This window comes from Lamprocystis purpurea DSM 4197 (assembly GCF_000379525.1).
In the GTDB taxonomy this organism is placed as follows: Bacteria; Pseudomonadota; Gammaproteobacteria; order Chromatiales; family Chromatiaceae; genus Thiodictyon; species Thiodictyon purpureum.
In genome coordinates, this window is record NZ_KB902514.1 from 1 (window position 1) to 12,811 (window position 12,811).

A 12,811-nucleotide genomic window follows, 5' to 3' on the forward strand; every position below is an offset into this window, starting at 1 on the left:
GGCAGCTTGGTGTTACGGTCATGGACAAGGCTTGTGTCCGCCACCTCGATCAGGAGCAGGATGTCATCGGGGCGGGGGTGCGCCTGCACGTAGTAGTCATCCCGGTAACGCAACAAGGCAAGGTCGGGCTCCGGGGCGGACAGATCGCCCAGGATGACCGGGTTCCGGACGGAGACGATGGCCTGACCGCGGACCGCAGCGGTCAGCAGATCGAACAGTCGATTGGTCTTGCTCGCGTGGGGTGCTCCGATCGGCGGCATATCGATGATCTCCCCCTCGATAAGTTCGACCCGCGCCTGCGGGTCCAAGACGCCGGTCTCGCCCATGCGGAAATACTCGGTCACGGTGATGGGGTGGCGCCGGGGGACCGGAACAGCCGGCAGTTCGATCGGGATGGCGACGGCGGTGGGCATCGGAACCTTCTCCCACTCAAGTTAGGTCCAGGTAAGCAACGACGATCTCATCGTCGGCTCTATTTCCAAAAGGATAGACGAAGACCGCGGGGATTCCGGGGACAGTTTACTCAATCGCGGGCTGAATTAAGTGTCCTGTCCCCGGAACTCGGAAATCCCTCGTCTGCAAATGGTGCCACAAGAGGTGTGAGGTGCGCGGCGGTCGCCCGAGCTAGCGCGGACCGCCTCCCGCGCGGAACCAACCGACGCGCGTTCCGCGTCACGCACTCGACCGGGTTTGCTGCGGAAGCGGGACGTGACGATAGGCCGAAATCACTGCCCCGTCCCGCGGTCAGACGGTCCCGACTTGTCAGCGAGCAAGCGCTTCAGCCGCGCGTTCTCGGCCAAGGCTTCGTCCTTGGCGGCCCGCTCCTGCTCCTTCGCCGCTCGCTCCTGCTCCTTGGCCGCCCGCTCCTGCTCCGCATCCGCCTGCGCTTGCTCCTTAGCCGCACGCTCCTGTTCCTTCGCCGCTCGCTCCTGCTCCTTCGCCGCCCGCTCCTGCTCCACGTCCGCCCGCGCCTGCTCGACCTCCGCGCGCAAATCGTCGAATTCGAGTTGGATACTTTGCTGTTCGCGCAGAAAGTCCTGCCGCGCCTGGTAGGCATGGTAGGCGTGTTCTTTCTCAGAGAAGGCCTTCAGGGTGTTCATGGCTCGCCTCATCTCTTGGGTCTGCATCCAGGCCGGCAGGGCGTCCGCGTCCAGACGCTCCGCCTCGGTGAAGAACTTCAGCCACCGCTGCTGCTCGGTTTCGACCGCGTCGGCAGCGAATTTGCTGAGCTCCAGCAGCCAGATACCGCCGTGGTCCAGAAAGACGCGACCGTGCGGGTCGCGCAACCGGAACTCATGAGCATACTCCGGAGCATCCGGCAACAGCGTCTGACCCAACAGCCAGATCGCATAGGTGGGGCGCAGCTTGCGGTAGCTCTCGCCCGCCTTGATCTGCGCGCTGTAGAGATCAGCCCAACCGTAGAGGATGCGCGCCGGCAGGTCGCGGTGATTGAGAAGTTGGACCTCGACCTGATACATCTGCCCAGTGGCGTCGCGGGCCTTGACATCGACCACGGTGAGCTTGTCGTCGAGGAATTCCTTTTCGTTATAGGGATTCTGTATCTCCACCGCGGTGATGGGCCGGGGCAGCTCCGCGCCGAGGATGGCGTTGAGAAAATGGAGCAGCAGGTCACGATTGGACTCTGCCCCCAGCAGGGCCTTGAAGACGCAGTCAACCTTGGGATCGATGGGATGGCGCATGGCGGCAGTGTAGGCAGGCGTCGTCGATGCGACAAGGGGCGCAGTTCCGGAGATCCGCGCCAAAGAGGCAACCTGGGAGGCCGCGTTGCGCGGGGTGTCTTGCCTTGAGTGGGGGCCACCGGCTAAAGCCTCGGCCTCCGGTTGGGGGGCGTGCTTCTTCAGCCGGATGCGGTTCGCCGGGGCCACCCCGTCGCGGTCGACATGCCGCCGGCTGAAGCTGACATCAAGCAAGCAGATTCGGTTAGCGCCGGAAATCACCTAAACTCGCTCCCGACACCTGCCCGACCGGCGACCCGGGCACCCAGCAGTCCATCTGACGAGCACCACACCGGATGATCACCGATTCCTTCACCGACCCCCAGGCCCCCGCGGCTCCCTTGTACACCCTGTCCAACGGCCGCTATGAGGTGCGCATCTCGGCCACCGGGGCCGGGCAGTCGTCCTGCGACGGTCTGGCCCTGAACCGGTGGCGCGCCGATCCGCTCCAGGATGACCTGGGCAGCCTGCTGTATCTACGCGATCTGGACAACGGCCGCTTCTGGTCCCTGGGGTACCAGCCGACCCGCACGCCGACGCCGATCTACCGGACCGAGTACGCGGACGGGCGTTTCGTCCTGGAGCATGAGGATTTCGGCATCGCATCGCGGCTGGAGGTCAGCGTGGCCGTCGATGCCAACCTGGAGTTGCGACGGGTGACCCTGAGCAACCGCTCCGGACGGCCGCGCCGGATCGAGATCACCAGTTATCTCGAGGTCGTGCTCTTCTACGTGGATGCGGACACCGCCCACCCGGCCTTTGCCAAGCTGTTCGTGCAGACCGAACGTGACGCGGCGGCCGGCGCCCTGCTGGCGCGCCGCCGCCCGCGAGCGCAGGACGAGCATTGGCCCTGGCTGGTGCACGCGGTCACCGGTGCCGCGGCGGCCGAGTGGGAGACCGACCGGATGCGCTTCCTCGGGCGCGGATGCACCCCGGCCGCACCCGCGGCCCTGATCGCGCCGGGGCCGCTCTCCGGCACGGTCGGCAAGGTGCTCGACCCCTGTCTGAGCCTGCGCGCGACAGTCGCCTTGGCGGCTGACGCCGTGGTCGAGGTGCTGTTCCTGACCGGCGTGGCCCCGGACCGGGCGGGCGCGCTGGCGCTGCTGGACGGTTACCAGCGCCCGGAAGCGGCCCCCGCGACCGGTCCGGCGGTCGGCGCGGGACCGACCGGACATGCGGTCGGCGCCCCCGGTGCGCCGGCCGCCGCCCTGGACCTCGCGGGCGAACCGCTGCGGCTGTTCAACGGGTTCGGCGGCTTCTCCGCGGACGGGCGCGACTATGTCCTGCCCTTGCGCCGCTCGGGCACTGACGGGGGCGCCCTGCCCCGCCCGCCGCTGCCCTGGATCAACGTCATCGCCAACGAACGGGCCGGCTGCCTGGTGAGCGAGGTCGGCGCCGGCTATACCTGGGCGCGCAACAGCCAGGCCAACCGCCTCACCCCCTGGTCCAACGACCCGGTGAGCGATCCCCACGGCGAGGCCCTCTATATCCGGGATGAGGCCACCGGCGAGTCCTGGTCGCCGCTGCCCGGACCGCGGCCGGCGCCCTGCGACTATGAGGTCCGGCACGGCCTCGGCTATTCGGTCTTTCGCTGCGATTACGCGGATCTGACCCAGGAAAGCACCGTCTTTGTGCCCCGCACGGACCCGCTGCGCTGTCTGCGGCTGCGCCTGACCAACCACGGCACCCGGCCGCGGACGCTGGCACTCTTCTCCTACCAGCGCCTGGTCATGGGGAACCAGCCGGCCCTGCCGAGCCCGATCGAAACGGCCTGGGACCCCGCCCGCGACCTGCTCACCGCCGTCAACCCGGCGGCCGACGATTTTGCCGACGGCATCGCGTTCGCGGCGCTGATCCGGGCCGGCGGAACCCCTGGACCGCAGTCCTTCACCTGCGATCGGGCCGCCTTCATCGGCCGCCATGGCGACCTGGACGATCCCCTGGCCCTGCGCGGAACCGCCCTGCTGGACGGCGCTTGCGGCGCTGGGCTGGACCCCTGTTTCGCCCGGCAAGCGACCCTGACGCTGGCACCCGGTGCATCGGCCGAGTACAGCTTCCTGCTCGGCGAGTGTCTGGACCAGGCCGAACTGGACGCAACGGTCGCACGCTACCGCGCACCTGGCGCAGTCGATCAGGCGCTGGCCCAAGCCCGGGCCTTTTGGGACGATCTGGTCGGCCGACTGCAGGTCGAGACCCCCTCCCCGGCCATCGACCTGATGCTCAACGGCTGGCTCGTCTACCAGAACCTGAGCTGCCGGATCTGGGCGCGCTCCGCCTTCTATCAGTCCGGCGGGGCCTACGGCTACCGCGACCAATTGCAAGACGCGGCGGCCCTGACGGCCCTGCGGCCGGACCTGACCCGGGCCCAGATCCTGCTGCATGCCGCCCACCAGTTCGTCGAGGGCGATGTGCTCCACTGGTGGCACGCGGCACCCATGGAGCGCGGGCTGCGCACCCGCTTCGCCGACGACCTGCTGTGGCTGCCCTTCGTCACCTGCCACTATGTTCAGGCGACCGGCGACCAGGCCATCCTCGACGCCGAGGTCCCCTATCTCAGCGCCAGGCTCTTGGCGCCCGGTGAAGACGAGGCCTATCTGCTGCCGGAGCCCAGCGGCACTGCGGGCGACCTCTACGACCATTGCTGCCGCGCCCTGGACCGCTCACTCACCCGCGGCACCCACGGCCTGCCGTTGATGGGCACCGGCGACTGGAACGACGGCATGAACCGGGTCGGCCGGGAGGGAACGGGGGAAAGCGTCTGGATGGGCTTCTTCCTCTACCGCATCCTGGGTGACTTCCTGCCGCTGTGCGCGGCGCGCGCCGATCACGCCCGCCTCGAACGCTATACCGACTACCGGACCGCGCTGGTCGAGTCGCTGGAGCAATCCGCGTGGGACGGCGCCTGGTACCGCCGCGCCTACTATGACGACGGCACCCCGCTGGGTTCCACCGCCGACGCCGAGTGCCGCATCGACGCCCTGGCGCAGGCCTGGGCGGCCATCTCGGGGGCGGTCCCGCGGGAACGGGCGGAACAGGCGCTGGACGCGCTGGAGTCCGAGTTGATCAGCGAGACCGAGGGCCTGATCCGCCTGCTCACCCCGCCCTTCGTCGACACCCCCAAGGACCCCGGCTATATCAAGGGCTACCTGGCCGGCGTGCGGGAGAACGGCGGCCAATACACCCACGCCGCCTGCTGGGCGGTGATGGCCATGGCCGAACTGGGGCGCGGCGAGCGCGCCGCCCGGTTGCTGGAGATGCTGAGCCCGGTCACCCACACGGCGACCCCCGAACAGGTGGCAACCTACCGGCTGGAGCCTTACGCCGTGGCCGCCGACATCTACGGCACCGAGCCCCACATCGGCCGCGGCGGCTGGAGCTGGTACACCGGCTCGGCCGGCTGGCTGTACCGGGTCGGCGTCGAGTCGGTGCTGGGCCTACGCCTGGAGCACGGCCACACCCTGATCCTCAAACCCTGCATCCCGGCCGACTGGCCCGGCTACCGGATGACTTACCGGTTACCGGACGGCCGGACCTCCTGTGAGATCGTCGTCGCGAACGGCGCCGGTGCCGGCCAGGTGGTCGCCGTCAGTTTGAACGGGCGCACGGTGCCGGTCAGCGATGGCGTCGCGCGGGTCAGGCTGCCGGACGGCGGCGGCGCCTGCCGGGTCGACCTGCGTCTGGGATAAGTCGCGCGGACCTTGATCGTAATCCCGGCCGGCGGCGTGCGTAGTCAGGGCTTCCAGCCCTGACGGTATCAGGCCAGGATGGCCTGACTACGCACCCGACGAGTCCAAGTGGCCGGAATCTTGATCGAGGCCGTCGCGCGTCAACAACAAGCGAAACACGACCCCAGTCGTTGTCGTTGTCGTTGTCGTTGTCGGATAATCGATGCAACTTATTTATAAATCAAGCGATCTCAACCGGGCTGCGTTCCAGTCCGTGGCGACACATCCGCCGATTGCGATCCGGTCGGCAGATCGGAACGCGAGGATGAGTGTAAATGCGGCGATTCCGCGATCAAGCGGCGCCATGAAACCTGGCGTCAGCGGTTCGTGCCGGAATCCGACTGGATCGGTGCCGATCCGTGCCGCGGCGGCCCTGCACCGGGCCAGCCGGGATGTTCCCGAGAGTTCCTTCAATCACAGGAGAACGACGATGAATCTACAGCGTATCAGCGGTTTGGCCCTGAGCGGCCTGCTGCTGCTGACCGGCCCGGCGACGGCCGCCGAGCCGTCGCAACAGGCGGCGGCGCCGGATCCGAACCGGATCGTCGCACGCATGTGCGACTACCTGAAATCACTCGACCGATTCTCTTTCAGCGCGGAGGTCACCGACGACCGGGTCTATGCCGGCGGCAAGAAGCTGCAGTTCAGCTTCGCGACCGAGACCTTCGTGCAGCGCCCCGACAAACTGCGGGTCAACGCCGCGGGCGATCTGCTCGACAAGCAGTTCTTCCTCAACGGCAAGACTATGACCCTGTTCGACCCGTCAGCGAAGGTCTATGCCACCGCCGAGGTCCCCGCGGATATCGAGGGCGCCCTGGCGCACGTCGATCAGAACCTGCACTTCCGGGTGGCGCTTGCCGATCTGGCCAGCCCCAAGCTGTGCGAGCATTTGGGCAAGGGCCAGCGCCACGCCCTGTTCGTCGGAACCGGCAAGGTGCGCGGGGTCGCCGCCGATCATCTGGCGTTCGACCGGGACGATGTCCAGGTCCAGGTGTGGGTCGCCACAGGCGCCAAGCCGGTACCGGTCAAGATCCTGATCAATCAGAAAAACCTGCCGGCCTCGCCGCAATGGACCGCATACCTGCAGGACTGGAAGACCGCACCGCCACTCAAGGCGAGCACCTTCACTTTCAAGGCGCCGGCCGGGGCACAGCAGATCAAGTTCGCACCGCCCGCGACACCGGCTGCGCCTGTCGTTCAACCTGCCCAGACCGGAGCACAGCCATGAACACCCGTCGCTTGATCCTGATGCGTAACGCCGTGCTGGTCGCGGCGGCTCTGGGCCTGGTTGGCTTCGGCACGCTGGCGACAGCCCGCGGTTTTGGCGGGGGTGGTTTCGGCGGCGGCGGCTTCCGGGGCGGCGGTGACTTCGGCGGCGGGGGCGGTTTCGGCGGATTCCATGGCGGCGACGGCAGTTTCCACGATGATGGATTCAGCGGCGGAAGCTTCCGGGACGGCGGCGACTTCGCGGCGGCGCGCGGCCCGGATGGCGGTGACTTCGCAGCAGTCCGCGGACCGGACGGCGGTGGCTTCGCGGCGGCGCGCGGACCGGATGGCGGTGATTTCGCGGCGGCGCGCGGACCGGATGGCGGTGATTTCGCGGCGGCGCGCGGACCGGATGGCGGTGATTTCGCGGCGGCGCGCGGACCGGATGGCGGTGATTTCGCGGCGGCGCGCGGACCGGATGGCGGTGATTTCGCGGCGGCGCGCGGACCGGATGGCGATGGCTTCGCGGCAGCGCGCGGACCGGACGGCGGTGACTTCGCGGCAGCCCGCGGACCGGATGGCGACCTGGCAGCCGTCCGCGGACCGGGCGGCGACTTTGCGGCGCGCGGCCCGGACGGCAACGTCGTGGTGGGCGGGCCGGATCGCGGCGGCGTGGTCTATGGCGGAGACGCCAATTGGGGACACTACTACGGTCCGGGCTGGAACGGCGGTGCGGTCGCCGCGGGCGCCGTCGCCGGGTTGGCCGTGGGCGCCGCGGTCGCCTCGCTGCCGATGGCTGCCGAACGCGTCATGATCGCCGATCAGCCCTATTGGGTCGATAATGGCGTCTATTACCAGCAATGCTATCAGGGAGCAGCGATGAACTACTGCGTGGTTGCCGACCCGAACTAAACCGCGCCCAGCGCGATGGTCAGTGTAGGGGCGACTTCAGTCGCACCTACATCCGAGCCGATGGTGGGTGATATCCGATATTCCGGAAATCACCTTAGCCGGATCAGGGCCGCGCGGACGCGAGGTCAACCGGCTAACGGCCATGGAAAGAACATCAGCCACCCCGGACGATGAATGNCCCCCGTGGGAGCGGCGTCCCGCCGCGATGCGATGCCGCGGTGACCTCGAACGGGCGGTGACACGCCCGACCCCATCGCGGCGGGACGCCGCTCCCACAGGGTCGCTGCGCGACTTTCACGGTAAGCCCCGACCTCCGGTTTTCTTATGACCCCGCCCCGGCGTCCGGTCGAAACCGCTCCGGCCGTGATCAGGATCACAATGACCTGGCGGTCATTCCCCGTTCAGCAGGAACTCGCGCACCAGGCGGTGGAAGGCCTCCGGCTGCTCGATCATCGGGAGATGACCGCAGCGGTCGAGACAGGCCAGGCGGCAATCGGTCAGACGTTCGGCCATTGCCTCGACGGCGGACACCGGCATCAGCGGATCCTGATCACCGGTGACCAGCAGTACCGGGGCCGTGACCTTGGTCAGCGCCGGAAAGAACTCCGGGCTGCCGGCGGTGATGGCGACCTCCAGGGCCGAGAGCGGGTCCGTGCTGAAAAACTCGACCACGCCGTCGCGAATGGCGGTCTCGTCCTCCGGCAGGTTTTCCACGAAAGCGCCGGCGACCGCGCGGCTGATGACCGGGTCATTGGCCGCCCACTCGATCCAGGGCTTCCACAGCGCATGCCCATCGCGCGACAGGGCAAGCAGGGGCCGCCACAAGGATAAGCCGAGATCCATCTGTTGATGGGCCTGGGTCAGGGTGACACGCTCCATCACATTCCGCGCCGTGCCCAGACTGGTAAGCACCAGTCGGCGCACCCGCGTCGGCACCAGGGCGGCCACTCCGACCGCGACCGCCGACCCGAAGGAGTGTCCGACCAGGTCGAAACGTTCCAACCCCAGCCGATCGGCGAACTCCAGCACCTCGCGCGCCAGCAACGCGGTGGTGATCGGGTCGCGCCAGGGCGGGGTCTCGCCATGGCCGGGCAGATCGAGAGCAAAAACCTCGCGGGCATCGGCCAGGTAATCCAGGGTGCCCTGCCAGTGGCGGGACGAACACCGCCAGCCGTGAATGAGCAGCAGCGGCAGGCCGGTCCCGGCCTGCCGGTAAGCGAGCGGACCGTTCTTGAGCGTAATGTGTTGGACAGGTGTGTAGTTCATGAAGCGCGGACCTTGGTTGCAACGGCGTCCCACGGGCGAGTACGGCCTTGACCCCGGGCAAAACCGCCATCTTACCTTCAGAACGCCCCCAACGGGGTCCGACATCGCCATGGCAGCAAGCGGAACGCTGGCAGCCGGCCCCTCCGCCGGTATACTGCGCCCCCATGTCGATGCTGAAAAAGAAACCCACCTGCCCGATCCATGGCTGCGAACTGATCCTGTCGCACCACGGCAAGAAGTCCAACCTGGGACACTACTGGATCGAGGCCCAAGGCGCGCCCATCCTCTACTGTCCCGCGTGTCATGAACGGGGCACCGATACCTCGGTGGAGGTCGCGGCCGAGGCGTCCAATGCCTTCCTGCGCAAGCTGATCCGGCTCTACGACGGATGCGAGTTTCCACCGGAACTGGGCCGGCCGCGCATCCGCGTGGACTTCAATCCGGGGCGGGCGGTGCCGGATGGCCTGCCGACCGGTGGACAACAGCCGCTCTATCAGGTGACGGCGAGCCCGTCCGGTCCGGCGGCCCCCGGCCCGGACCCCGACGCGGAGCAGCCCCCGGAAACGGAGTTCGAAAGCTTCCGACCACGCCCGCCCCGCCATCGGCTCGACCAACTGGTGCTGGACGCCGAGACCCTGACGCGCATCCGCGAAGCGGTGAATGTACTGTTGTCGCAAGACCTGCTGTTCGGCTGCTGGAATCTCGGGTCGGTCGCGCGCACCGGTCGGCGGGTGGCGCTGAACTTCTACGGCCCGCCGGGGACCGGCAAGACCCTGGCTGCCGAGGCGATTGCGGCCATGCTGGAGCGCGAGATCCTCGTCATCAGCTACGCTGAACTGGAATCGAAGTATGTCGGCGAGACGCCCAAGAACATCCGCGCCGCTTTCCGGCGCGCCACCGACACCGGGGCCCTGCTGTTCTTCGACGAGGCCGATTCCATCCTCGGCAAGCGCCTGACCAGCGTTTCGCAGGCGGCGGACAATTCGATCAACGTGGCACGCAGCACCACGCTGATCGAGCTGGACAACTTCGACGGGGCCGTGATCTTCGCCTCCAACCTGGTGAAGAATTACGATACCGCCTTCCTGCGCCGGGTACTGGCCCATGTCGAGTTCCGTCTGCCGGCCACCGAACAGCGTCGGCAATTGTGGCGGGGTCACTGCCCGGTGGAACTGCCGATCCGTGCCGATGTGGATTTTGAACTCCTGGCGCAGTATTCCGAGAACGCGGCCGGCGGCGATATCCAGAACGCCGTGCTGCTGGCGGCCTCATATGCCTCGCTGCGCCACGGCGAAGAACAAGTCGTTTCCATGGCCGATTTCAAACGCGCGATCACCTTTCTACTCGACGGCAAGCGGCGCATTCTCGAATGACTGCGGCGTGGCGATTCCGCCGTACATCCTCTCTTTTTCAGGTCCAATGACGAGCACCGTTCATGACAGTTGAGCATCCCGCCTACCGCATCGGTCCCATTCATCTCGCGCCCGGCATTCTGCCGCGGCACGGGTGGAGCTTCCTTGGTGCCGCCTTCTTTTCCATCGGTCTGGTGACCTTCATCGCCATCGGCCAGACCTATGTGCTGACCGAGCATCTCAAGGTGCCGACCGCCCAGCAGGGATCGATCAGCGGAGATCTGGTGTTCTGGACCGAGCTGATCACGCTGGCGCTCTTCATCCCCGCCGGGATCCTGATCGACCGTATCGGCCGCCGCTCCATCTACGCGGTGGGTCTGGTGCTGCTGGGCTTGACCTATGTGATGTATCCGCTGGCCGAGTCGGTGGGCGACCTCTACCTTTATCGCATCCTCTATGCCTGCGGGGTGGTCACGGTGGCCGGCGCACTCTCGACCGTGCTGGTGGACTATCCGGCCGAGCGTTCGCGCGGCAAGATGGTGGCGATCGTCGGCGTCCTGGGCGGACTGGGGATCGTGGTGACCAACCAGGGTCTCGGCGCCCTGCCTCAGGCACTGACCAAGGCTGGATTCAGCGGCGAGGAGGCCGGGCTCTACACCCATCTGGTGATCGCCGGGATCGCCCTGGGGGTCGCCCTGCTGGTCGCTTTGGGACTCAAAGGCGGCACCCCGGTCCATAAGAAAGACCGCCCCGGCATCCGTGCACTCTTTCTCAGCGGCTTTGCCCAGGCCCGCAATCCGCGCATCCTGCTCTCCTATGCCAGCGCCTTCATTGCGCGCGGCGACCAATCGGTCAACGCCACCTTCCTGGTACTCTGGGGCTCGACCGCCGGCATCGCCGCCGGCATGGGCAGCGCCGAGGCGATCAAGACCGGCACGCTTATTTTCGTCACCGCGCAGATCGCCGCCCTGCTGTGGGCGCCGGTCTTGGGTCCGGTGATCGACCGCATGGATCGGGTCTCGGCACTGGCGCTGTGCATGGCCCTGGCGGCCATCGGCAATCTCGCCCTGCTGTTCCTGGATGATCCGCTGGGGAGCAATGCCACTTATTTCTTCATTCTGCTCGGCATCGGCCAGATCAGCGTCTATCTCGGCGGCCAGTCACTCATCGGTCAGGAAGCACCGAAACGCGAACGCGGTTCGGTCATCGGTGCCTTCAACGTCTCCGGCGCCATCGGCATCCTGTTGATCACCTCCTCCGGCGGACGACTGTTCGACCATGTGGACCCGCGCGCACCCTTCATCGTGGTCGGCGTGCTCAATGTGCTCTTGTTCCTGGCCTCGGTCTATGTGCGACTGAAAGCACCGAGCCCGCCGATCCGCGAAGACCATGAACACGAGCATGCCGCGGTCCATTGACCGGAGGCGGAGCATCGTCCGCGCCTGAACCTGAAAAGATCTGTTCTCTCACAAAGACACGAAGACACGAAGAACTTCAACGCGATAGGTCGGTCGAGCAAGTCACCCGCGCGGTGATTGGCTCGACCATTTCATTGATCATTTTTGATTTAGTGAACGTTTTGATATAGCGACCCCAGAACGAGGGGATTTCCGGCTCTTGGGTTGACGGGTTGTTCGGCATGGACTAGGCTCGTCTTAACCAGGACAGGGAGGAACTACGGGCGGCGGGACGGGGGTATTCAACGGTGGCAGTGTGGAAAACAGGTGAAATCGATCTGATACCGCAGATACAGGATCTGTCTAGCACACCCAACACCGACATCCGGCCAAGAACACTTTATCTCCCAATAATTGGAAAACAGGGACGGGCGAAAACAAGGGACGGACTACGGTATTCGCTCTGATAATGAAAATAGGGACAATCGATCATAAACCGCTTTAGCATTTGGAGAACGTGAATGACCGTGCTTTCTGATTTTACGCGCTGCGACCCCGACATACTTAGCGGTACGCCGGTATTTCTTGGCACCCGTGTTCCGGTGCGCTCGCTATTCGACTATTTAGAAGGAGGAGACACTTTAGAAGAATTTCTTCATCAGTTTCCGTCTGTTAAACGTGAACAGGCGATTTTTTTGCTCGATGCGGCCTACGAGTCCGTGATTGCCAATGCGCATCTTGCTTGACGAAAATTTTCCGGCTGACTTCGCGAATCTATTTGTTGGGCATGACATAGCGACAGTACATCGTCTTGGTTGGTCCGGCATCAAGAACGGCGATCTTTTGCGTCGCGCACGTAGCGTCTGTGATGTTTTCGTCACTCTTGATCGCAATCTTGAGTTTCAGCAGAACATCAAGGTACTGCCCTTCGGTATCGTGCTTGTGCGCGCTCGCTCCAACCGAGTCGCAGATCTCACTCCCCATTTTGCAAGCATCATGGACGCTGCCCGTCGTGTCGTACCAGGGCGCGTTGAAAAGGCGGGGATTTTGAAGGGCTAAGGGGCCAGGAGGGGGGCCTTGGTGATAAACCCGGTCACCTCGCGATCTGCGCGGTCGTCGGTCCGCACAGCGGACTTTCCAGATCATGGCGTTATAGCTGTCGAACGTGATAACCGGACGTAGGGGCGGGTTTCAAACCCGCCCCTACACAAGGGTCT

11 protein-coding genes are annotated in these 12,811 nt (G+C 65.9%); 7 read left to right on the top strand and 4 right to left on the bottom strand.

From position 1 onward, the window contains the following. Positions 1–413 (bottom strand): Uma2 family endonuclease (locus tag A39O_RS0120100; protein WP_020506465.1); only part of this gene is annotated, 413 nt, incomplete at its 3' end. Positions 414–725: 312 nt separating this feature from the next. Continuing rightward, the gene (locus tag A39O_RS0120105; RefSeq protein ID WP_040528283.1) at positions 726–1,700 is read right to left on the bottom strand and encodes an Rpn family recombination-promoting nuclease/putative transposase; all 975 of its coding nucleotides are present in this window, start codon (positions 1,698–1,700) and stop codon (positions 726–728) included. A 332-nt stretch (positions 1,701–2,032) separates the two neighbouring features. Between A39O_RS0120105 and A39O_RS0120110 the strand changes: the two genes are divergently transcribed. The 3 genes from A39O_RS0120110 to A39O_RS0120120 all read left to right on the top strand — a co-directional run bounded on the left by A39O_RS0120110 (position 2,033) and on the right by A39O_RS0120120 (position 7,579). Continuing rightward, positions 2,033–5,422 carry a GH36-type glycosyl hydrolase domain-containing protein gene (locus tag A39O_RS0120110; protein WP_020506467.1) on the top strand — a complete coding sequence of 1,130 codons (3,390 nt, stop codon included), beginning with the start codon at positions 2,033–2,035 and terminating at the stop codon, positions 5,420–5,422. Positions 5,423–5,891: 469 nt separating this feature from the next. Continuing rightward, entirely contained in the window at positions 5,892–6,689 is a 798-nt protein-coding gene (locus A39O_RS0120115; RefSeq protein WP_020506468.1) for a DUF2092 domain-containing protein, read from the top strand. Beyond that, the gene (locus A39O_RS0120120) at positions 6,686–7,579 is read left to right on the top strand and encodes a collagen-like domain-containing protein (protein ID WP_026199567.1); all 894 of its coding nucleotides are present in this window, start codon (positions 6,686–6,688) and stop codon (positions 7,577–7,579) included. The genes A39O_RS0120115 and A39O_RS0120120 overlap by 4 nt, the downstream gene beginning before the upstream one ends. Positions 7,580–7,969: 390 nt before the next feature. Here the strand turns inward: A39O_RS0120120 and A39O_RS0120125 are convergent, their stop codons facing one another. Further along, on the bottom strand, positions 7,970–8,845 hold the full coding sequence (locus A39O_RS0120125; RefSeq protein ID WP_020506469.1) for an alpha/beta fold hydrolase: 876 nt from the start codon (positions 8,843–8,845) through the stop codon (positions 7,970–7,972). A 170-nt stretch (positions 8,846–9,015) separates the two neighbouring features. Between A39O_RS0120125 and A39O_RS0120130 the strand changes: the two genes are divergently transcribed. Both A39O_RS0120130 and A39O_RS0120135 read left to right on the top strand, forming a co-directional pair. Then, the gene (locus tag A39O_RS0120130; RefSeq protein ID WP_245561940.1) at positions 9,016–10,218 is read left to right on the top strand and encodes an ATP-binding protein; all 1,203 of its coding nucleotides are present in this window, start codon (positions 9,016–9,018) and stop codon (positions 10,216–10,218) included. Positions 10,219–10,280: 62 nt separating this feature from the next. Continuing rightward, positions 10,281–11,615, top strand: a complete 1,335-nt coding sequence (locus A39O_RS0120135; protein WP_020506471.1) for an MFS transporter — start codon at positions 10,281–10,283, stop codon at positions 11,613–11,615. A gap of 76 nt (positions 11,616–11,691) precedes the next feature. On the opposite strand, the gene A39O_RS42255 is transcribed toward A39O_RS0120135, so the two are convergent. After that, the gene (locus tag A39O_RS42255) at positions 11,692–11,838 is read right to left on the bottom strand and encodes a hypothetical protein (protein WP_211211644.1); all 147 of its coding nucleotides are present in this window, start codon (positions 11,836–11,838) and stop codon (positions 11,692–11,694) included. A gap of 277 nt (positions 11,839–12,115) precedes the next feature. Here A39O_RS42255 and A39O_RS38885 point away from each other — a divergent pair, with 277 nt between their 5' ends. Both A39O_RS38885 and A39O_RS41030 read left to right on the top strand, forming a co-directional pair. Continuing rightward, positions 12,116–12,340 (top strand): DUF433 domain-containing protein, encoded by a 225-nt coding sequence (locus A39O_RS38885; RefSeq protein ID WP_083924805.1) that lies wholly within the window; start codon positions 12,116–12,118, stop codon positions 12,338–12,340. After that, positions 12,324–12,653: a DUF5615 family PIN-like protein gene (locus A39O_RS41030; RefSeq protein ID WP_157640291.1), complete on the top strand. Its 330-nt coding sequence runs from the start codon at positions 12,324–12,326 to the stop codon at positions 12,651–12,653. Before A39O_RS38885 ends, A39O_RS41030 begins: the two co-directional genes overlap by 17 nt. Positions 12,654–12,811: the final 158 nt, after the last annotated feature.

What these genes read in the sequence shown, in the direction of transcription:
- A39O_RS42255 (WP_211211644.1), bottom strand. Translation starts at nt 11,838, where the DNA reads ATGCCGAACAACCCGTCAACCCAAGAGCCGGAAATCCCCTCGTTCTGG.
- A39O_RS0120125 (WP_020506469.1), bottom strand. Translation starts at nt 8,845, where the DNA reads ATGAACTACACACCTGTCCAACACATTACGCTCAAGAACGGTCCGCTC.
- A39O_RS0120135 (WP_020506471.1), top strand. Translation starts at nt 10,281, where the DNA reads ATGACAGTTGAGCATCCCGCCTACCGCATCGGTCCCATTCATCTCGCG.
- A39O_RS0120130 (WP_245561940.1), top strand. Translation starts at nt 9,016, where the DNA reads ATGCTGAAAAAGAAACCCACCTGCCCGATCCATGGCTGCGAACTGATC.
- A39O_RS0120110 (WP_020506467.1), top strand. Translation starts at nt 2,033, where the DNA reads ATGATCACCGATTCCTTCACCGACCCCCAGGCCCCCGCGGCTCCCTTG.
- A39O_RS38885 (WP_083924805.1), top strand. Translation starts at nt 12,116, where the DNA reads ATGACCGTGCTTTCTGATTTTACGCGCTGCGACCCCGACATACTTAGC.
- A39O_RS0120120 (WP_026199567.1), top strand. Translation starts at nt 6,686, where the DNA reads ATGAACACCCGTCGCTTGATCCTGATGCGTAACGCCGTGCTGGTCGCG.
- A39O_RS0120105 (WP_040528283.1), bottom strand. Translation starts at nt 1,700, where the DNA reads ATGCGCCATCCCATCGATCCCAAGGTTGACTGCGTCTTCAAGGCCCTG.
- A39O_RS41030 (WP_157640291.1), top strand. Translation starts at nt 12,324, where the DNA reads ATGCGCATCTTGCTTGACGAAAATTTTCCGGCTGACTTCGCGAATCTA.
- A39O_RS0120115 (WP_020506468.1), top strand. Translation starts at nt 5,892, where the DNA reads ATGAATCTACAGCGTATCAGCGGTTTGGCCCTGAGCGGCCTGCTGCTG.